Here is a 19,679-nt window from a genome sequence, read left to right as displayed (position 1 = left end):
GGGCAATCCTCCTATTTGTATAGCCAACCTTTCCTGCTTATATGCCGATGCTTTGGGCATCTTAACATAAGCTTCAAGCTTTGCGAAAATACTTTTGTTCATCATAACCCAGCGGTCTGGAGTGGAGCAAGGACGGAACATCCATAGATCGTAATTTTGACGTTTACAATCATTAAAATGAAATTTACAATCAATTTTGTTGTTAAAATGAATATAATAAATTAGAATAGAATCAAATGCGATTGAGGGGGCATCTTCCATGAACGTACGAATTTTTGATACACAATTAGAACTGGACGCCTTTGCGGCCGATCTTTTTATCGATACCGTCAAAGCAAAGAGTAATGCCGTACTAGGACTTGCAACAGGATCGACACCCGTAGGCATTTATGCCAAAATGGTAGAGAAATACCGGAAGGGCGAAGTTTCCTTCGCGGATGTTACAACATTTAATCTTGACGAATATGTCGGTCTTAAACCTTATAATAATCAAAGCTACGCTTATTACATGAACAAGCATCTATTCGCTCATATTGATATTCCGGATACGCATACCTTTCTCCCGAACGGCATGGCCGAAGATTTGGATGCCGAATGCGCAAATTACGACCGCATGCTGCTGGAGGGGCAAGTTGATGTTCAACTGCTTGGTCTTGGCCATAACGGTCATATCGGCTTTAATGAACCTGATCATGCTTTATCGGGCGGCACCCATGTCGTGAAGCTGAAAGAAGCGACTCGCGAAGCTAATGCGAGATTCTTCGAGAGCATGGACGAAGTACCGGAATACGCAATCACCATGGGCGTCGGCTCAATCTTGAAAGCAAATTCGATTGTTCTTGTGGTACGCGGCGCGGATAAAGCGGATATTGTCAAACAAGCATTAACAGGACCTATTACAACGGAGGTACCGGCATCCCTGTTGCAGACACATCCGCGCGTAACCGTGCTTCTTGACCGCGAGGCAGGAAGGATGTTGGGGTAATGGGACAACACGACGGCAAATCGCTGCTCATCCATAATGTAAAAGTTGTTTTGGAAGACCGGGTAACCAATGGCAGCGTGCTGATTAACGACGGCAGGATTATCCGTATTATCGAAGAGAAGGAAGAAGAGACCTATGGCGCGGATCATGTCCTGAACGGACAAGGCGCCTGGCTGCTTCCCGGCTTTATCGACGTTCACGTGCATGGCGGATTCGGCGGCGACTTTATGGATGCCAGCGAGGAAAGCTACGATACGATAACGAAGTTCCACGCTTCACAAGGCACGACAGGAATGCTCGCCACGACGGTAACGGCTTCCCGGGAAGCCATCGAAGCTGTATTTCAAGCGACCCGTTCTTATATGAATAAAGAGATGCGTTACGCAGAGCTGCTTGGGATCCATCTCGAAGGGCCGTTCATCAGCCTGAAATGGATCGGCGCCCAGAATCCCGCTTTCCTCTCCCCTCCGCGACTTGACTGGCTGCAGGATTGGACAGAGCGCTACCCGGGCATTCTGAAGCTCCTGACCCTAGCCCCGGAGAATGAAGGCGCCATCGACGCGATCAAATGGCTGTCCAGCCATAACATTGTGGTGGCATGCGGTCATACCGACGCGACATTCGAGGTCATGACGCAGGCAGCGGAAGCCGGGCTTACGCATGCCGTTCACACTTATAACGCGATGCGCCCTCTTCATCACCGCGAGCCGGGTACCGTAGGAGCCGTTCTGACCGATGACCGGATTTACGCAGAGCTTATTGCCGACGGCCATCATGTCCATCCGGGGGCCATCAGGCTGCTTGCCTCCTCCAAGCCATCAGACAAGCTTATTCTGATCACGGACGCCATCTCGGCGGCAGGCAGACCGGACGGTCTGTACGATCTGGGAGGATTGCCCGTCATTGTAGAAGGCGGAGTAGCAAGGCTGCAGGAAGGCAATTTGGCCGGAAGCAGCTTAACCATGATCAACGCTTTCCGGTATATGGCAGAACATTCCGGGCTCACCGTGAATGAGATCAGCCGTTATGCCAGCGCCAATCCGGCCAGACAGCTTGGATTGTTCGGGCATACGGGCTCAATCGCGGTAGGCAAACGAGCCGACCTCGTGCTCGCCGCACCGGATTTCAGCAAGGTGCTGTCGACTTGGGTAAATGGCAGTCAGGTTTATTCGGCGGAATAATAGAAGAGCGGTTGAAAGGGAAATTCTCCCCTTCAACCGCTCTTCTTTCATTCCGGCTTGTCCGCTACATGGACAACGATATGATGCTGCTCGGCTTTATCCGCCAGATCTCCGGTTAGCGGAAGATCTGTAATAAAAGCTTGCAGCTCGGGTAAAGCCGCGATCGAGAACAGCGAAGTTTTGCCGACCTTCGTCTGGTCGAAAACGGCATACGTCGTATGTGACCGCTTGATAAGCGCCTTCGCAATCTGAGCTTCCTGTTCGGAGTAAGTCGTAATGCCTCCCGAGGCCGACACGCCGTCAACGCCGATAAACATTTTTCCGATATTCAGATGTGCGACCATCCCCTCGCCGAGGGGGCCGCAAAGCTCAAAGCTGTTATGGCGCATAATGCCGCCCGTCACTACAACCTGGACACTGCTGCCCGCTAGCTCCATCGCAATATTGACGGCATTGGTCACAACGGTAATCCCGCTTCTCAGCTTAAGCAGCTTGGCAAGAAGGTAATTCGTCGTTCCGCCCGACAAGCCAATGACATCGCCGTCTTCGACCAGCGAAGCCGCTTTGGCAGCGATACGCTCCTTCTCCAAGTACGACAGCCCTTCCCGCTCCGCAAACGCCGTGTCACGGACCGTATTCATGCCGTCATACATTGCGCCGCCGATAGTCCGGATAATCGGATATGCGGCTTCCATCTGCTCCAGGTCGCGTCTTGCCGTTGCCTCCGAGCAATCAAAGCGTTCCACCAGCTCTTGAATCGTAATGCGTCCTTGCTGCTTGAGCAGCTGCAGTATCGCTTCCCGGCGGCGCTGCCCCTTGGACCCGGAAACGTTCGAATCAACCATTGTTATCGCTCCACCCACGCTTTAGCGGACATGCGCTGTTCGACTGCCGTCCACTCCGGAAGCGCCTCCCAGTCGCCGCGCATTTGTACGACCAGCGAACCGTTGATGCTGGCAAGCCCAACAGCCTCCACCGGTGTCATGCCTTTCATCAAGCCAGCCAGGAAGCCGGCACAGAAGCCGTCCCCTGCTCCAACCGTGTCAACAACTTTCTCTGCCGGATAGAACGGAACGCTGACTTCCTCTTCGTTTTCCAGCACAACCGTTGTATCCCCAAGTCCTTTTATAACGGTCACGGCTTTCAGCTGCTGCAGCTTCGCCTTTACTTCCTCGTAATCATCCGTCTGGTACAACAGCTTCAGCTCATCCCAGCCAGGAAGGAAGTAGTCCGCTGCTTCGGCCAGCGGCAGAAGCACCTCGCGCGCTTCTTCAATCGACCATAGCTTAAGCCGCAGATTCGGGTCAAAACAGATCTTCACGCCTGCCTCTTTGGCGATCTGAACCGCACGAAGCACCGTTTGCTTGGCGCTCTCGCTAAGAGCCGTAGTAATGCCCGTAACATGAAGCAGCTTTGCCCCGCGGATATACTCCTCATCCAGCTCCTCAGGGGCCATGCGGCTTGCTGCCGAATGTTTGCGGTAATAGTGGACGGCAAGGCGGCCGGCTACCTGCTCGCGGAACATCATCCCTGTCGAAGCCTCGTCGCTATGCTTGACGCGCGAGACGTCGACGCCTTCTCCTCGAAGCGTTTTCACGATCATGCGGCCGAACGGATCATTACCAAGCGCCCCGAACCAGCCAACCGAGCAGCCTAGTCTTGCCAGCCCGATTGCAACATTACTTTCCGCGCCGCCGAAGCCTTGCTCGAGCGTTGTTGCCCGTTCCAGCGATTTGTGCTCCTGCGGCATAAACAATGCCATTGCTTCCCCGAAGGTTACCACGTCTGGTGATTGATGCACGTTCTTCTCCCCCTAAAAGATTTATCACGAATGTGATAAATCTTGCTTCGTAAGCATTAACCTAAGATTTATCACGAATGTGATAAATCTTACTTCGTAAGCATTAACCTAAGATTTATCACGAATGTGATAAATCTTGCTTCGTAAGCATTAACCTAAAGAATTATTCGTACATAGGGAATGCCATGAAATAGATGACAACTACATACAGAATCAATACGATCAAGCTGAATATGCGGGCTTTGGCGATATGGCCCGTTGCGCTTTGTCCATCCTGGATCGACGACACGATGCGTTTCAGCGGCTTCGACATAATGCCGGAGATCGCTGCGATAGCCAGGAACAACACCGTGATGATAATCATCCAGGCAACCGAATAATCGGCCTGCGACATCATGTACCCGCCCGTGAGCAGCTGGATAATAAGCGCATACTGCACAATACGGTTTGCCGATACAAGACCGTCAGCCAATCCGCCTTGGCCAAGGCCGGCAAGCTTTGTCGCTTTTCCGATCATAATCGGAAGAACGATATAAAAGCCCATTCCAACTGCCCCTAGCAAGTGTAAAAAGAAAAACACATCATTCATTAAAAAAACCTCCTGCATATGCGTAATCTACCAATAAGTATACTAAATGCCTGTCTGAAACACAAAGCACAACCCTTGAGTTTCCGGCATTTCAAAAGCATTTCCGGCAATGTTCAAGATTTCGTCTTAAAGCCGTGCTTGGCAATTACGCCATGAATTGCGAAATAGTCTACTTCTTCTGGCAAAGCATCCTTAATAGGGCGCAGCTTGTCCGACCCAATCTCCTGGATGACCTGCACGATCTGATCCTCATATTGCTCCGGGATAACACGGCTCCAATCGAGCTCATGCCCTTCCTCCGCGCAGCGGATCAGGTGGCCCTCTATCGTTACCCGGCTAAGTCCGCGCTCTTCGGCAATAGCGGCCGTCTCCAAGCCGGCATTAAACCGCTCCAGCGTCATCACGTGGCTTGGCGTCTCCTCTGAAGATGCCGGCGGACGTACTGCAGGCCGTCTGGTCACGGCGCTGATATTGGCCGCGGGACTACTGCCGCCGCTTCCGGCATGCGACTGAATTATCGCAAGCACTTCTTCTCCGTACTTGCTTGCCTTAGCCGCGCCGATCCCTTTTGTCTGCATCAGCTGCTCTTCCGTCACTGGCCGGACATCGGCCAGCTCCTTCAGCGTGGCGTCAAAGAACAGCATAAACGGAGGAACGTTTTCTCTTGCCGCAGCTTCTTTGCGCCATTGCTTGAGCGCATCGAACAATGGCGAAGAAGCAGCACCCGCATCCCCTGAAGCACTTCTGCGAACAACGGTGCGCAGACGCTGCATGACCGTCTCTTTGCCCTCCAGTACCGGCAGGGCACTGGCTGTAAGGGATACGGTCGGATATTGCCCTTCGCTCATCCGGAGGTACCCCTCCGCCACAAGCCAGTACAGCCAATCAGCGATCTCCTTCTCCGGCCAGTTGTTGAACAACCCGTAAGTCGTGAGACGATCCAGTCCAAATTCGAGAAGACGTTTGTCTCTGGACCCCTTAAGCACCTTCGCTGCCATCGTGACGCCAAATCGCCCTTTCATCCTGCCGACGCAGGAGAGCGCCTTCTGAGCTTCCGCCGTTCGGTCAACCAGCTCGCTCTTATCGAGGCAGTTACTGCATTTCCCGCATGGCTCTACCCCCTTCTCGCCGAAATAATCAACGATATATTGCTGGAGGCAGCGCTGTGTACGGCTGTAATTCATCATGTTATGAAGCTTGGACAGCTGCACCGATTTTCGGTACTCGTCCCCCATGCCCTGCTCGATCAGGAATCGCTGCACCTGCACGTCCTGCGGCTCAAACAACAGCACGCATTCGCTTTCCTCGCCGTCACGTCCGGCACGCCCTGCTTCCTGGTAGTAAGACTCGATATCTCCCGGCATCTGCCAATGGATGACATACCGTACATTGGGCTTATCGATGCCCATTCCGAAGGCATTAGTCGCTACCATGATTCGGATATCGTCAAACCTGAAGCGTTCCTGCGTATCCGCGCGCTCCGTATCGGATAACCCGCCATGATATTTACCCGCAGTAATGCCTTTCCGAACCAGCAGCTCCTGAACCTGCTCCGCTTCTTTTCTGGTAGCTGTATAGATAATGCCGGATTGATCCTCGCGCTCGCGCAGGAACTGCTGCAGGAAGTTTTTCTTGTCACCGCCGCTTACAACAGAGAGGGACAGATTTGGTCTTGCAAAACCGGTAACAAACACATTGGGCTCGCGCAGACCAAGCATGGCTGTAATATCCGCGGCTACCTCCTGAGTAGCCGTCGCCGTAAAGGCAGCAACAAGGGGACGGTTAGGCATCTTCCCGATCCAGCCCGCCAGCTGCCGGTAGCTTGGACGGAAGTCATGACCCCATTGCGATACGCAGTGAGCCTCGTCGATAGCAATCATCGGAATATGAAGCTGCTCGGACAAGGTTGTAAACATCGGAGCATCAAGCCGCTCCGGCGCCACATACAGCATCTTGTATTCGCCCCTTAGCGCATTTCGCAGCACGGTCCGGTACTCCTCCGCTCCAAGAGAGCTGTTCAGAAAAGCCGCCGGCACGCCAAGCCGGTTGAGCGTATCAACCTGATCCTTCATTAGCGAGATTAATGGAGATATAACGATTGAGGTTCCCGGCATGATCAGCGACGGAACCTGAAAACAGATGGACTTCCCTCCGCCGGTCGGCAAAATCGCAAGCGTATCGCGTCCATCCAATATGCCTTCAATAATATCCTCTTGTCCGGGACGGAACGTATCATACCCGTATACTCTTTTCAGTTCGCTTCGTGCTTGCTGCAGCACGTGTATTCCCCCTTCCTCAAATCAAAATGAGGACCCTGGCAGCTGAGTGTCAGGGTCCTCCCAAACGAATCTTTATTAGACTTAAGGCTGTTGATCAGCCTGTTACTACCTTAATCACATTTTGAACGGATTCTGCGGATTTGTCCAGCGCCGCTTTTTCTTCCGCCGTCAGCTCAAGCTCAATGACCTTCTCAATGCCGTCGCCGCCGATTATGGTAGGCACGCCCATGAACAGATTGCTGTATCCATACTCGCCTTCAAGGAGAGCAATGACTGGCAGGATCCGTTTCTTATCCTTCAGAATCGCTTCCGTCATTTGAACAAGCGAAGCTGCCGGTGCGTAATAAGCGGAGCCATTGCCAAGCAGATTAACAATCTCGCCGCCGCCGACACGGGAACGCTGCACGATTGCTTCGATTCGGTCAGCCGGAATAAGCTTCTCGATCGGAATACCGCCAACGTTCGAATAACGCACAAGCGGAACCATATCGTCGCCATGTCCGCCAAGCACAAAGCCTCGCACATCTTCAACCGAAACATTCAGCTCTTGGGCAATGAAGGTACAATACCGGGCGGTATCCAGCACGCCGGATTGGCCGATCACGCGATTTTTCGGGAAGCCAAGCGTCTGATAGGCCACATAAGTCATGGCATCTACAGGGTTGGAGAGAATGATGACATAGGCATTGGGGCTTGTCGCCTTTACGTTCTCACATACGGACTTTACGATTCCTGCATTCGTATTGACCAGATCGTCACGGCTCATCCCCGGCTTGCGGGCAATGCCGGCCGTGATAATCACAACGTCGGAATCCTTCGTATCCTCATAGCTGGACGTACCCGTGATGTTAACGTCCAACCCTTGGACCGGAGTTGATTCCAGCATATCCAGCGCTTTGCCTTTTGTCGGGTTCTCCAGTTGGGGAATGTCAACAAGAACAATGTCGCCGAGTTCCTTTTGTGCTGCCATCAGCGCCGCAGTCGCGCCGGTAAAGCCAGCCCCCACAACCGTAATTTTTCTTCGTTTGATAGCCATTGATAATAACCTCCCAAAAACGTTTAGTTCTTTAATTTTAAAAGAAGTTCATTTCTTGACTTGTATTAACATCTGCAATATTGGCAAAAGTCATCCAAATAAGATAGAAGATAAAAACCCAAGAGATTAATTTTATGGACAAAAAAGAGGGGCATAATGCCCCCCTGTTTTTATAACTACATGTTTTTGATTACTTCGTCAGCAAACGCCGAGCATTTAACTTCAGTTGCGCCATCCATCAGGCGTGCGAAGTCGTAAGTAACGGTTTTGTTGTTGATCGAAGCTTCCATGCCTTTGTAGATCAGGTCAGCCGCTTCTTGCCAGCCCAGATGCTCAAGCATCATAACGCCGGACAGGATAACCGAACCTGGGTTAACTACGTCTTTGTCTGCATATTTAGGAGCTGTACCATGAGTAGCTTCGAAGATAGCATGGCCAGTCAGGTAGTTGATGTTTGCGCCCGGAGCAATACCGATACCGCCAACTTGTGCAGCCAGAGCGTCGGACAGATAGTCGCCGTTCAGGTTCAAAGTTGCGATAACGTCAAAGTCAGTAGGACGAGTCAGAACTTGTTGCAAAGCGATGTCGGCAATCGCGTCTTTTACGACGATTTTGCCAGCTGCTTCAGCTTCGGCTTGTGCTTTGTTAGCAGCGTCTGTGCCTTCTGCTTCTTTAATGCGGTCGTATTGACCCCAAGTGAAAGTTTTGTCCGCGAACTCTTGCTCAGCCACTTCGTAGCCCCAGTTCTTGAACGCGCCTTCTGTATATTTCATGATGTTGCCTTTATGAACGAGCGTAACAGTTTTCTTGCCATGCTTGATCGCGTATTCGATTGCAGCGCGAGCAAGACGTTGGGAGCCTTCTTTGGATACTGGCTTAATGCCGATACCGGAAGTTTCAGGGAAACGGATTTTGTTAACGCCCATTTCGTTTTGCAGGAATGCGATTACTTTCTTAACTTGCTCGGAGCCTTCTTGGTACTCGATGCCAGCATAGATGTCTTCTGTGTTCTCACGGAAGATAACCATGTCAACCAGCTCAGGACGTTTTACCGGGGAAGGTACGCCAGCAAAGTAACGAACAGGACGAAGACATGTGTACAGGTCAAGCTCTTGGCGAAGCGCAACGTTCAGGGAACGGATACCGCCGCCGATTGGCGTAGTCAAAGGACCTTTAATAGCAACAATGTATTCACGGATTGCAGTCAGCGTGTCAGCTGGCAGCCATTCGCCGTATTCGTTAAATGCTTTTTCGCCTGCGAACACTTCGTACCAAGCGATTTTTTTGCTGCCGCCGTATGCTTTATCTACAGCTGCGTCAAGAACGCGTTTCGATGCGCGCCAGATGTCGCGGCCAGTACCGTCGCCTTCGATGAAAGGAATGATCGGGTTGTTAGGAACTTGCAGTACACCGTTATCAATTGTAATTTGTTCGCCTTCTGTTGGAAGAGCGTATTTCTCGAATTGTGCCATTAGAATAAATCCTCCTTAAGGGTATGTAAGCCGCGCTGTATTAGCGCTGCTCGATTGGAATATATTTCGCGTTAACCGGGCCGACATAATCAGCACGAGGGCGAATCAGGCGGTTATCTTGGTATTGCTCAAGGATATGCGCACTCCATCCGGATACACGGCTGATCGCAAAGATCGGAGTGAACAGGTCGCGTGGAATACCCAATGTAGTGTAAACGGATGCGGAGTAGAAATCAACATTTGGTTTCAAACCTTTTTGGCCGGTAACCATATCTTCGATTTTTACGGACATCTCATACAGTTCCATATTGCCTGTCAGTTTGCCCAGCTCGCGGGACATGTGCTGCAGGTGCTTCGCGCGAGGGTCGCCGTCTTTGTATACGCGGTGGCCAAAGCCCATGATTTTTTGTTTGTTCGCAAGCGCGTTGTTGATGTAGCCTTCAACGTTAGCCATCGAACCGATTTGCTCAAGCATTACCATAACCGCTTCGTTAGCGCCGCCATGCAGAGGGCCCTTCAAAGCGCCGATCGCGGAAGTTACGCCGGAATAGATATCGGACAGCGTAGCAACGGTTACGCGCGCAGCGAACGTGGATGCGTTAAGCTCATGGTCGGCATGCAGGACAAGAGCTTGATCCAGCGCTTTAACGGCAACTTCAGCCGGCTCTTCGCCAGTCAGCATGTACAGGAAGTTGTAAGCAATCGATACGCCTTTTTTCGGTGCAACCGGCTCTTTGCCGTCACGAATGCGTCCGAAAGCGGCAACAACCGTCGGCAGCTGAGCTTGCAGCTTGATTGCTTTCAGCTGGTTCGCTTCAGGCGACATGTCGTTTGCGGATTCGTCATATAGTGCCAGACTCGAGATCGCCGTGCGAAGCGCCGCCATCGAGTTCGTGCCTTTAGGATATAACTTAATTTGTTCAATCACTTGAGTTGGGATAGCCGCGTATTGATCCAGCTTTTGCTGCAGGCCGTCAAGCTCAGAACGATTAGGAAGCTTACCGTACCACAGCAGGTAGGCAACCTCTTCAAATGTCGCATTTTCTGCAAGATCATCAATATTGATACCGCGATATGTCAAGACTCCATCAATAATGGAGCTGATCGACGAAGAAGCGGCCACAATTCCTTCAAGACCTTTCGTTGCTGTCATCGTTCTCTCTCCTCTAACTTGAAAATTTTTCGCCAAAAATAGTAAACAAATCTTTCTCGTCGCTATTAATCATAAATGATTTTACCAGCGAAGTGAACAAAACCGGACATAGAAATGCTTTATCAGCGCTATAAAGTTTTTTTTCATTCCCTTTCTTCCGCATTTTTCGCATATATTGCTCCAGCTGCATTTTTCCCTAATATGCGCAAAAATACTCGCTTTCCGCAATCATATTTCAATGTGATAGAATAGAAGAAATAACTTGCTGGAGGAACAGCGATGACGGAACAACGAATCGGCATTATTGACATAGGCTCCAACTCGGTCCGCCTCGTCGTGTACGAGCGGACCGCAAGCGGCGCGCACCGGGTCATTGACGGCGGCAAGCGCCCTGCCCGTCTGGCCGAGCGGGTCGACGACAACGGTTTTCTGGCGGAGGAAGCGGTAACCGAGCTTCTTGGCACGCTTAACCATTTTACCATGATCTGCGCGCATAACAGAACCGGACATATCCGGGCGGTAGCAACGGCTGCCATCCGCAATGCGGCTAATCAATCGGCTATTCTCGAGACCATTAAATCGGAGACCGGTCTCACCATCGAATTGTTAAGCGGCGAGGACGAGGCCTCTTACGGCTTCCTTGGCATGATTAACGCGATGGATGTACAGGACGGCTTTCTTGTCGACATCGGCGGAGGAAGCACGGAGGTATCGCTATTCCGCGGACGCCAGCTTGTCCATTCCGTATCCTTCCCGTTTGGCTGCGTCAGCTTGAACCGGAAATACGCGGTGAAGGGAATGCTCAGCGACGAAGGCCTGAAGAGCATTGAAGCGCTTGTCACCGAGGCGATCAAAAGCGAGCCCTGGCTGACCAAATCGCCTTCGCTGCCGCTTATCGGCGTAGGCGGGACGGCCCGCGCCATGGGCAAAATCCATCAGGCCGTTACCAAGTATCCTTTTACCCAAACTCATAATTATCCGATGACCGGAAGCGACGCGGACGCCTTATTCATGGAATTGTTACTGACGCCAATGGATAAGCGCAAGAAAATCCCCGGGTTGTCCAAGGACCGAGTGGACGTCATCGTTCCGGGCATTGCCGTGTTTCGCACCATATTCCGTCTGCTAAAAACATCGCATTACCGCATTTGCGGCGCCGGTCTTCGCGACGGCCTGTTCTACGCGACCCGTTTCCCGGGCCGATCCATCCATCAGGATGTGCTCGCCTTCAGCCTACAGAACGTCAGCGCTCTGCATCCTGCCGCCCCCAAGCAGCATGTGATGCAGGTGAACCGTCTGGCGCTCCAGCTTTACGATGTGCTGAGACCCGTCCATCTGCTTCAGAACCGCGCGAAGGTGCTGCTGGACGCAGCCTCGACCCTGTTCCGGATCGGCGCATCCATAGACTACTATGAATACGCGAAGCATACGTTCTACCTGATCGTGAACTCTCACCTGAACGGACTCGCTCACCGGGAGACTTTAATGATTGCGGCTATCGCTTCCTATAAAAGCAAAAACCGGACCCGTCAGCAGCTCCTCGAATACAAGGAACTGCTGAGCGAATCCGATTATGATACCATCTATAAGCTAGGCATTCTGCTTCAGCTCGCGGCAGCGCTTGACCGCAGCGAGACTCAGGCGATCGGCAGGCTTGAAGCCGTTCAATCCGGCGGTCTGCTTCACCTCTATCCCGTGCGTTCCGAAGGCACGTTAGCCGTCGAAGCCCGCGAAGTAGAGGAGCTGTCATCCGATTTCAAGAAATTGTGGGGACTTATTCCGGAGCTGATTCAGCCCGATTATACGTAATTTTTCCACTGCGGGATGGATCTTGCTTCGAACTGGCTGCGGAACGGCATCATTTCGTTTCTCACATGAACGTAGGTGCCGTTTGGCTGCAGTTCTCTTGCCTTCACATTATCGTCCAGATTCAGCTGCAGCATATTAATTAACGTTTTGCGAAGGCTCTCGTCAAATACAGGACTCATCAGCTCGATCCGGCGCGTCAAATTTCGCGTCATCCAATCCGCGCTTGACAAATAAACCTCTTCTTCTTCCCCGTTATAGAAGTACATCACTCTCGCATGCTCGAGGAAACGGTCCACGATACTGATTACGCGAATGTTATCGCTGCGTCCGACAACACCCGGCCGCAAGCAGCATACTCCACGTACAATCAACTCAATCTTGACTCCCGCTTGAGAGGCTTCATACAGCTTATCGATCATTTCCTGGTTGGACAGCGAGTTCATCTTCGCGATAATACGCGCATGCTTGCCCTGCCTTGCGTTGGCAATCTCCCGGTCAATCAGCCGGAAGAGCTTCTCCTTCAGATCGGTAGGAGCTACGCCAAAGGCTTTCCATTCATACGGTGAAGAATAGCCGGTCACCTCATTAAATAAAGCCGAGGCGTCGCTGCCGATTACCGGGTGAGACGTAAAGAGGCCGATATCGGTATATAAAGTGGCTGTGCTGTCATTATAATTCCCCGTGCCTACATGAACATAACGGCGGAGCGTGCCCGATTCCCTGCGGACAACAAGCAAAATCTTTGCATGAGTCTTGAGGCCAACAAGGCCGTAGACGACATGACAGCCCGATTTCTCCAGCTGGCGTGCCCAAGCAATATTCCGTTCCTCGTCAAACCTGGCCTTAAGCTCCACAACAACCGTTACCTGTTTGCCTGCTTCAGCCGCCTTCGAGAGTGCCTGCACAAGCGCAGATTGGCCGCTGACGCGGTACAAGGTCATCTTGATTGCCAGTACATCCGGATCCTCCGCAGCCTGATCGATGAAATCATTCACCGCCTCAAACGACTCATACGGGTGATACATCAGCACATCACGCTGGCGGATGACCTCGAACATGTCATCCGTCTCGTCGAATTCAAGCGGATATACAGGCTCAAGCCGGCTGTAGCGCAGATTATCATAGCCGGGAAGCGAGTGTACGAACTTCATTAAAAAACTGAGATCAAGAGGACCATCGATTTCGATGAGATTATCCTCAATCTCCAGCTCCTCCTTCAGTATCTCCAGTGCAATGGGATGCATGCCCCGCGTGACCTCTAGCCGCACCGGAATCCCCCAGCGTCTTCTGCGAAGCTCCTTCTCAATCTCCTCCAGAAGATCCTCCGCCCCGTCTTCATTTAAAGTAAGATCGGCGTTTCGCGTAAGACGGAAAGGATTTACCGCGTATGGCGTGTACCCGTTAAACAACGTAGTAATATGATTTTCAATAAGATCTTCCAGCAGAACAAACTCCATCTTCTTGCTGTTTGTTCGTCCCGGAATCGGTACAAACCTCGGAAGGATCGAAGGAACCTGTACAATGGCAAATAACGGTTCGTCTTCCTTGTCCATTTTGTCCTGCTGGAGAAGCACGGCCAAATACAGCTCTTTGGTATGCACCAGCGGAAACGGACGGCTTTGGTCAACGGCCATCGGTGTCAGTACAGGGAATACGATTTCCTGAAAATATTGAGATACCGCCTTGGATTGAGTGGCATTCAGCTCCTCGACGGATGTAATGATAATGCCTTCCCGTCCAAGACTGCGAAATACTTCCCGGTAGGTTTTATATTGATCATAGACCATTTGGGTTGTCCGCTTGATCAGTCTTTTCCAGAGTCCGGCAGGCGTATAACCCGTGAAATCCATTTTCGTATAGCCTGCGCGAATCTGATCCTGAATACCGGCTACCCTTACGCTCATAAACTCATCCAAATTGCTGGATACAATGGATAAAAATTTGGCGCGTTCAAGCAGAGGATTATTCGAATCCTGTGCTTCTTGGAGCACTCTGCGATTAAACTCTATCCAGCTTAAATCCCGGTTCACATAGTGGGACAATTGTCTTGTCATTCCTCACGCCTCCCCAATTATGCCCCTATTATGACAGATTACTATTATTGGAATATTAACGATTTGTAAAGAGTAAGTTAACGTGATCTCCGGTTGTTTCGGTCGAATGCACCTTGCGGTTTGTCGTTATGCCATGGACTTCAACAAGTCGTACAGTTCCGGCAGTCCTTTATCCAGTCTGGCCGGACGCCATTTCTCGTTCACCCATACATGCTTTGTTCCACCAGCAACCAGTCGCTCTCCGGGAAGGTCCTCATATTGTTCTACAATGGCAGGATGGAACTGCTCCAGACATACTTTGCGAATTTCCGACTCGAAGGAAAGACGTACCGGGGAAAAATCCGAAATGCGCGTACCGATTAGGACCGTATCATCATATCGTGCAGGAAGCTCATAACGGCATTGCAAGTCCACAACGGGAAGCAGCAAGCCTTGCTGTTCGATTGTTTTGTAATCATAGCCTGCAGAGCGGATCAGCTCCGTTCGGCCAATCTCAAACCAAGTTATGTAATTGCCATGAAAGACAACCCCCATTTGATCCGTTTCCTGATAACGAACTCTCAGCGGATGCAGGAACCACTTCTGTGACGGCATCTTGAAGCTACCCCCTATATTATTACGAAGTTGAGGCTCAAAAAATTAACCCGAATTTTCCTATATTTGAAACAAAAGCGACGGTGAATAGCTCACCCTCGCTTCTGTTTTTCTCTAATGGCTAGAGATCTATGAGATTGTTATTACAGGACTTTAGCTTGTCCGGAGTATACAACGCCTGTTTCGCCGTAGACCGTTACTTCCGTACCGTCCATGAGCAATTCAGTTGCATTCGAAATACCCAGAATAACCGGGATACCCAGGTTAATGCCGCATACGGCTGCATGGCTGGTGATACCGCCTTGCTCCGTGATAACAGCTGCCGCTTTCTCGAAAGCAGGCATATATTCTTTGTCCGTCGATACCGTTACAAGGATCGAACCGGAAGTTACCCGAGCATTAGCTTCTTCAGGCGTACGGGCTACAACGATGCGGCCAGTAGCTGTTTGGCTGCCGATGCCTTGGCCTTGTGCCAGAAGCTCGCCAACATGATGGATCTTGATCAGGTTGGTAGTGCCTGCGCGGCCAACCGGAACGCCTGCTGTAATAACGATCGTGTCGCCAAGGCTGATCAGGCCAGTGCTTCTAGCACCTGCAACAGCGTTCTCGAACATTGCGTCCGTTGTTTCGGCGATTTCGCCAAGAACCGGTTTAACGCCCCAGATCAGAGCCAGACGGCGCATAACCTTCTCGTCGTTCGTTACCGCGATGATTGGCGCTTTCGGACGGTATTTGGCAACCATGCGCGCTGTGAAGCCGCTTTGTGTCGATGTAACGATAGCCGCAGCGTTCAGATCCAGTGCGGATACCGCAACTGCTTGGCTGATTGCTTCCGTTACGGAAGTTTGTTGGGCGTTAGCTTGTTTAGTGAAGATCTCGCGGTATTCCAGAGCCGCTTCCGCACGCTCAGCAATGCGGGACATTGTCATTACCGCTTCAACCGGGTATTTGCCGGCAGCTGTTTCGCCGGAGAGCATGATTGCATCCGTACCGTCGAAGATCGCGTTGGCTACGTCACTTGCTTCTGCGCGGGTAGGGCGCGGGTTGCGCTGCATCGAATCCAGCATTTGAGTAGCTGTAATAACCGGTTTGCCTGCGCGATTACATTTTTCAATCATTGTTTTTTGTACCAAAGGTACTTCTTCAGCCGGAATCTCAACGCCGAGGTCGCCGCGGGCAACCATCAGGCCGTCGGATACTTCCAGAATCTCATCGAGGTTGTCAACGCCTTGTTGGTTCTCGATCTTGGAGATGATTTGGATGTGGCTTGCATTGTGGCGCTCAAGCAGTTCGCGGATTTCAAGCACGTCGCTTGCTTTACGAACAAACGAAGCTGCTACGAAGTCGATGCCCATCTCGATACCGAAGATGATATCGTTAGCGTCTTTTTCCGTGATGCCGGGAAGGGAGATTGCAACGCCAGGAACGTTTACGCCCTTCTTGCTCTTGATTTGACCGCTGTTAACGATACGGCAAACAATTTCAGTGCCTTTTACTTCTTCAACAGTCAGGCCGATCAAGCCGTCGTCGATCAGAATGGTCGAACCGATGGAAACGTCCTTCGGCAGATCCGTATAAGTAATAGGCACGCGATTGATGTCGCCCAGAATTTCTTCCGTTGTCAGCGTCACTTGCTCGCCTTGCACCAGTTCGATTGGCTCTTCTTTCAATTTGCCGAGACGAATCTCAGGGCCTTTCGTATCGAGCAGAATCGCTACGTTCGAACCAAGCTCTTTGTTCGCGATGCCGATGTTTTTAATCCGGTTGCCGTGCTCTTCAAAGTCGCCGTGCGAGAAGTTCAGACGGGCAACGTTCATACCCGCTTTAATCAATTTCTTCGTGTTTTCCAACGATTCGCTGGAAGGTCCGATCGTACATACAATTTTCGCTTTACGCATGTCTAGTTATCCTCCGTTTAGTGCCTGCTATAGTCATTATTAACAATAATCAAAATCTTGAGCCGCAGCTTGTACCACAGTTGAAGATTTTTTTATACCTTTGCCGACTCCGTCATTTCGGAAGCTTCCGCCTCTTGATGGGCTTGAGGGGCAGCTTCCCGGGAAGCGGCTTCAGCCATTTGGAATTGGCCAATCTTGCGGAATTTATGGTAACGGTCTTCAATGAGTTGCTCAGGTGTCATCGGCAGAAGTTCCACCAAATGCTTCCACAATTTCTCCTTCAGCCGTTCCGCTGTGAACGCCAGATCGCGATGCGCGCCGCCTTGCGGCTCTTCTATGATGTCCTCGATCACTTCGAACTCGAGCAAATCCTTCGCCGTAATTTTCATGGCTTCAGCCGCAATATCCGCTTTGGATGCATCCTTCCATAAAATAGAAGCCGCACCGTTAGGCGATATTGCGGAATAAATCGCATTTTCAAGCATCAGAACCCGGTTGCCGACGCCAAGGGCAAGAGCCCCTCCGCTGCCGCCTTCACCAATTACGATGCAGACGATCGGCACGCCAAATCCGGCCATCTCTCTTAAGTTGCGCGCAATCGCTTCGGATTGGCCGCGCTCCTCGGCCGTGTTGCCCGGATAAGCGCCCTTCGTATCAATTAACGTGATAATCGGGCGGTTAAATTTATTTGCCTGCTGCATAAGACGCAGCGCTTTCCGGAATCCTTCCGGATGAGGACTGCCAAAGAAACGGGCAATGTTATCCTTCGTATCCTTGCCGCGCTGGTGACCGATAACCGTTACCGGCAGACCGTTCAGCTTGGCCAGACCGCCGACAATCGCCAAATCGTCCGCAAACAATCGGTCGCCGTGCAGCTCAATGAAATCCGTGAAGACCGCCTGAATGAAATCAAGCGAGGTCGGACGCTGGTGAAGACGTGCGATATGCATCTTCTGCGCCGGAGTCATTTCGTTGTACAGCTCTTCCTCCATTTGCTTGCACTTCTCTTCAAGACGCGCAATCTCTTCGGAAAAGTCCATGCCGTTGCTCTCGGCCAGCGTCTTCAGCGTTGCAATCTTCTCCCGCAATTCACTGATCGGCTTCTCGAACGGAAGCATCTGTTCAGCCGCCATGGGATAATCCCTCCCTTACGGTATGCATATCAAGCAGCTTGCCAATCGTTCCCTTCATATCCTTGCGGTGAACAACCAGGTCAAGCTGACCGTGCTGCATGTTGAACTCTGCCGTCTGGAAGTTGTCCGGCAGCTTCTGGCGAATCGTCTGCTCGATTACGATACGGCCCGCAAAGCCGACAAGCGCGCCGGGCTCGGCCAAATTGTAATCGCCAAGACTCGCAAAGCTGGCGGAAACCCCGCCCATCGTAGGATCTGTAAACACCGAAATGAACAAGCCTCCAGCCCCTTGAAACATGGAAAGAGCGGCGCTTGTCTTCGCCATTTGCATTAAGCTAAGTATACTTTCCTGCATACGGGCGCCGCCCGACGTCGAGAAAATTAGCAGCGGCAGCTTCTTCTCATGCGCCGCTTCGATTGCCCGCGTTATTTTCTCGCCAACGACCGATCCCATGCTGCCGCTGAAGAAATCAAAGCTCATGACCGCAACTACCACCGGGTGGCCGTTAATGGTGCCTTCGCCTGTTACAACGGCTTCGCGCAGACTTGGGTTCTTCTGCCGTTGCTGATCAAGCTTCCCTTTGTACCCCGGGAATTCCAGCGGATCGACAGATTCCATGTCAGCATCGTATTCAATCAAACGCCCGTCATCAAGCGTCATTCCAATCCGTTCCCAAGCACTCAAACGGTAATGATGCCCGCAAGACGAGCATACCTTCAAGTTCTTATCCAATTCTTTGCTGTACTGAATGGTGCCGCATTTGGAGCACTTATTCATTAGACCTTCCGGTATGTCGCGTTTAGGCCGCTCAGAAGGGATGGTCGCATACTTCTTCTTTGAAAATAAGTCCTTAATTTGCAATGTGTGACACCTCTCAAGGCGCAATAGTATAAGGTTTTACGGCTGCATAATGGAGTTGAATACTTCCTGTACTTCCTCCAACTCACCCGATGGAACCAAAATCTCATATTGCTGTTTAGACAGATTAACTGGACGGACTTTTACGAGAAAGCCTTCTTCCGTAAGCCGCTTCTTGATGTTGTCCGCGATTCTAGCGGTTGGAGCGATGTAAATGACCGTCCACATTATGGTACCTCCTGAAAACTTTGCCCGGGGCAAAGTTCGCATCTTCAAACAAGTCAATCCCGTTAAAGGCCATATGATGTCATAATGATACCACAGTCATGGCGAATCGGGCAAATGGTATCGGATGGCTTTTGGGTCCTGATGCGCGATTCTTGCTGATGCCGCCGCCGCCAGTCCTGCTACAAGGTCATCGAGAAATACGTGAATTTTCTCGCCTTTCAGGTTGAGCTGACGAATGATGCCGGGCTTTACTTTATCCAAATATCCGAAACTCGTCAAGCCAATCATGCCATAAACATTCGTAATTCCTAGCGCTAAAGTCTCATCCACGCCGTACAGGGATTCATCGGTTTCCATGATGGCCTGCAGCGGTTCCGGCAGCAAACGGCGTTCCGCCAGTTCATCCAAAGCGATTCCGGTGTAAAGAACATACTGCACCTCGCGCTTCTCCAGCACGGCTCTTACGCTCTCTTCACATTCAGCAATGGTCAAATCCGCATTGTAGGGACGCTGCAGCGTATATACAATCTCTGCAATATCATCAACACTTACTCCACGCTTTTGCAACCAATTTTCGATTCCGGACGTCATGTCCATCCCTCCCGCAT

The 19,679-nt window shown here is 51.3% G+C and carries 17 protein-coding genes; 3 read left to right on the top strand and 14 right to left on the bottom strand.

Annotated elements, in window-relative coordinates:
- The first annotated feature begins 259 nt into the window (after positions 1-259).
- The gene (gene nagB / locus M3194_RS22195; RefSeq protein ID WP_251656277.1) at positions 260-985 is read left to right on the top strand and encodes a glucosamine-6-phosphate deaminase; all 726 of its coding nucleotides are present in this window, start codon (positions 260-262) and stop codon (positions 983-985) included.
- Complete coding sequence (gene nagA / locus M3194_RS22190; RefSeq protein ID WP_251656276.1) at positions 985-2,166, top strand: N-acetylglucosamine-6-phosphate deacetylase; 1,182 nt, start codon at positions 985-987, stop codon at positions 2,164-2,166. Before nagB ends, nagA begins: the two co-directional genes overlap by 1 nt.
- Positions 2,167-2,213: 47 nt before the next feature.
- Here nagA and M3194_RS22185 read toward each other — a convergent pair whose 3' ends face one another.
- The 7 genes from M3194_RS22185 to citZ all read right to left on the bottom strand — a co-directional run bounded on the left by M3194_RS22185 (position 2,214) and on the right by citZ (position 10,496).
- The gene (locus tag M3194_RS22185; protein ID WP_251656275.1) at positions 2,214-3,011 is read right to left on the bottom strand and encodes a DeoR/GlpR family DNA-binding transcription regulator; all 798 of its coding nucleotides are present in this window, start codon (positions 3,009-3,011) and stop codon (positions 2,214-2,216) included.
- 2 nt (positions 3,012-3,013) lie between these two features.
- Positions 3,014-3,967: a sugar kinase gene (locus M3194_RS22180; protein WP_311291661.1), complete on the bottom strand. Its 954-nt coding sequence runs from the start codon at positions 3,965-3,967 to the stop codon at positions 3,014-3,016.
- A 163-nt stretch (positions 3,968-4,130) separates the two neighbouring features.
- Positions 4,131-4,556, bottom strand: a complete 426-nt coding sequence (locus M3194_RS22175) for a hypothetical protein (protein WP_251656274.1) — start codon at positions 4,554-4,556, stop codon at positions 4,131-4,133.
- Positions 4,557-4,669: 113 nt separating this feature from the next.
- Complete coding sequence (recQ, locus tag M3194_RS22170) at positions 4,670-6,835, bottom strand: DNA helicase RecQ (RefSeq protein ID WP_251656273.1); 2,166 nt, start codon at positions 6,833-6,835, stop codon at positions 4,670-4,672.
- Positions 6,836-6,929: 94 nt separating this feature from the next.
- Positions 6,930-7,871, bottom strand: coding sequence for a malate dehydrogenase (gene mdh, locus M3194_RS22165; protein ID WP_251656272.1), 942 nt, complete (start codon positions 7,869-7,871; stop codon positions 6,930-6,932).
- Between the two features lie 176 nt (positions 7,872-8,047).
- Complete coding sequence (gene icd, locus M3194_RS22160) at positions 8,048-9,343, bottom strand: NADP-dependent isocitrate dehydrogenase (RefSeq protein ID WP_251656271.1); 1,296 nt, start codon at positions 9,341-9,343, stop codon at positions 8,048-8,050.
- 40 nt (positions 9,344-9,383) lie between these two features.
- On the bottom strand, positions 9,384-10,496 hold the full coding sequence (gene citZ, locus M3194_RS22155; protein ID WP_251656270.1) for a citrate synthase: 1,113 nt from the start codon (positions 10,494-10,496) through the stop codon (positions 9,384-9,386).
- A 279-nt stretch (positions 10,497-10,775) separates the two neighbouring features.
- Between citZ and M3194_RS22150 the strand changes: the two genes are divergently transcribed.
- Positions 10,776-12,305: a Ppx/GppA phosphatase family protein gene (locus tag M3194_RS22150; protein WP_251656269.1), complete on the top strand. Its 1,530-nt coding sequence runs from the start codon at positions 10,776-10,778 to the stop codon at positions 12,303-12,305.
- Here the strand turns inward: M3194_RS22150 and M3194_RS22145 are convergent.
- The 7 genes from M3194_RS22145 to M3194_RS22115 all read right to left on the bottom strand — a co-directional run bounded on the left by M3194_RS22145 (position 12,296) and on the right by M3194_RS22115 (position 19,662).
- Positions 12,296-14,359: an RNA degradosome polyphosphate kinase gene (locus M3194_RS22145; RefSeq protein ID WP_251656268.1), complete on the bottom strand. Its 2,064-nt coding sequence runs from the start codon at positions 14,357-14,359 to the stop codon at positions 12,296-12,298. The genes M3194_RS22150 and M3194_RS22145 overlap by 10 nt on opposite strands.
- Positions 14,360-14,485: 126 nt before the next feature.
- The gene (locus M3194_RS22140; RefSeq protein ID WP_251656267.1) at positions 14,486-14,953 is read right to left on the bottom strand and encodes an acyl-CoA thioesterase; all 468 of its coding nucleotides are present in this window, start codon (positions 14,951-14,953) and stop codon (positions 14,486-14,488) included.
- 143 nt (positions 14,954-15,096) lie between these two features.
- Positions 15,097-16,851: a pyruvate kinase gene (gene pyk, locus M3194_RS22135; RefSeq protein ID WP_251656266.1), complete on the bottom strand. Its 1,755-nt coding sequence runs from the start codon at positions 16,849-16,851 to the stop codon at positions 15,097-15,099.
- A gap of 92 nt (positions 16,852-16,943) precedes the next feature.
- The gene (locus tag M3194_RS22130; protein WP_251656265.1) at positions 16,944-17,984 is read right to left on the bottom strand and encodes an acetyl-CoA carboxylase carboxyltransferase subunit alpha; all 1,041 of its coding nucleotides are present in this window, start codon (positions 17,982-17,984) and stop codon (positions 16,944-16,946) included.
- Complete coding sequence (gene accD / locus M3194_RS22125) at positions 17,974-18,846, bottom strand: acetyl-CoA carboxylase, carboxyltransferase subunit beta (RefSeq protein ID WP_251656264.1); 873 nt, start codon at positions 18,844-18,846, stop codon at positions 17,974-17,976. Before accD ends, M3194_RS22130 begins: the two co-directional genes overlap by 11 nt.
- A gap of 36 nt (positions 18,847-18,882) precedes the next feature.
- On the bottom strand, positions 18,883-19,071 hold the full coding sequence (locus M3194_RS22120; protein ID WP_015846041.1) for a hypothetical protein: 189 nt from the start codon (positions 19,069-19,071) through the stop codon (positions 18,883-18,885).
- A gap of 96 nt (positions 19,072-19,167) precedes the next feature.
- The gene (locus tag M3194_RS22115) at positions 19,168-19,662 is read right to left on the bottom strand and encodes a phosphatidylglycerophosphatase A family protein (protein ID WP_251656263.1); all 495 of its coding nucleotides are present in this window, start codon (positions 19,660-19,662) and stop codon (positions 19,168-19,170) included.
- Between the last annotated feature and the right edge of the window lie 17 nt (positions 19,663-19,679).

The sequence above is a fragment of the Paenibacillus glycanilyticus genome (assembly GCF_023715145.1).
GTDB classification, from domain to species: Bacteria; Bacillota; Bacilli; order Paenibacillales; family Paenibacillaceae; genus Pristimantibacillus; species Pristimantibacillus glycanilyticus_A.
This window is presented reverse-complemented; position numbering and strand designations above follow the sequence as displayed.

Coding starts and splice junctions, on each gene's coding strand:
- nagB (WP_251656277.1), top strand. CDS start 260: ATGAACGTACGAATTTTTGATACACAATTAGAACTGGACGCCTTTGCG.
- nagA (WP_251656276.1), top strand. CDS start 985: ATGGGACAACACGACGGCAAATCGCTGCTCATCCATAATGTAAAAGTT.
- M3194_RS22185 (WP_251656275.1), bottom strand. CDS start 3,011: ATGGTTGATTCGAACGTTTCCGGGTCCAAGGGGCAGCGCCGCCGGGAA.
- M3194_RS22175 (WP_251656274.1), bottom strand. CDS start 4,556: ATGAATGATGTGTTTTTCTTTTTACACTTGCTAGGGGCAGTTGGAATG.
- mdh (WP_251656272.1), bottom strand. CDS start 7,871: ATGGCTATCAAACGAAGAAAAATTACGGTTGTGGGGGCTGGCTTTACC.
- icd (WP_251656271.1), bottom strand. CDS start 9,343: ATGGCACAATTCGAGAAATACGCTCTTCCAACAGAAGGCGAACAAATT.
- citZ (WP_251656270.1), bottom strand. CDS start 10,496: ATGACAGCAACGAAAGGTCTTGAAGGAATTGTGGCCGCTTCTTCGTCG.
- M3194_RS22150 (WP_251656269.1), top strand. CDS start 10,776: ATGACGGAACAACGAATCGGCATTATTGACATAGGCTCCAACTCGGTC.
- M3194_RS22145 (WP_251656268.1), bottom strand. CDS start 14,359: ATGACAAGACAATTGTCCCACTATGTGAACCGGGATTTAAGCTGGATA.
- M3194_RS22140 (WP_251656267.1), bottom strand. CDS start 14,953: ATGCCGTCACAGAAGTGGTTCCTGCATCCGCTGAGAGTTCGTTATCAG.
- pyk (WP_251656266.1), bottom strand. CDS start 16,851: ATGCGTAAAGCGAAAATTGTATGTACGATCGGACCTTCCAGCGAATCG.
- M3194_RS22130 (WP_251656265.1), bottom strand. CDS start 17,984: ATGGCGGCTGAACAGATGCTTCCGTTCGAGAAGCCGATCAGTGAATTG.
- M3194_RS22120 (WP_015846041.1), bottom strand. CDS start 19,071: ATGTGGACGGTCATTTACATCGCTCCAACCGCTAGAATCGCGGACAAC.
- M3194_RS22115 (WP_251656263.1), bottom strand. CDS start 19,662: ATGACGTCCGGAATCGAAAATTGGTTGCAAAAGCGTGGAGTAAGTGTT.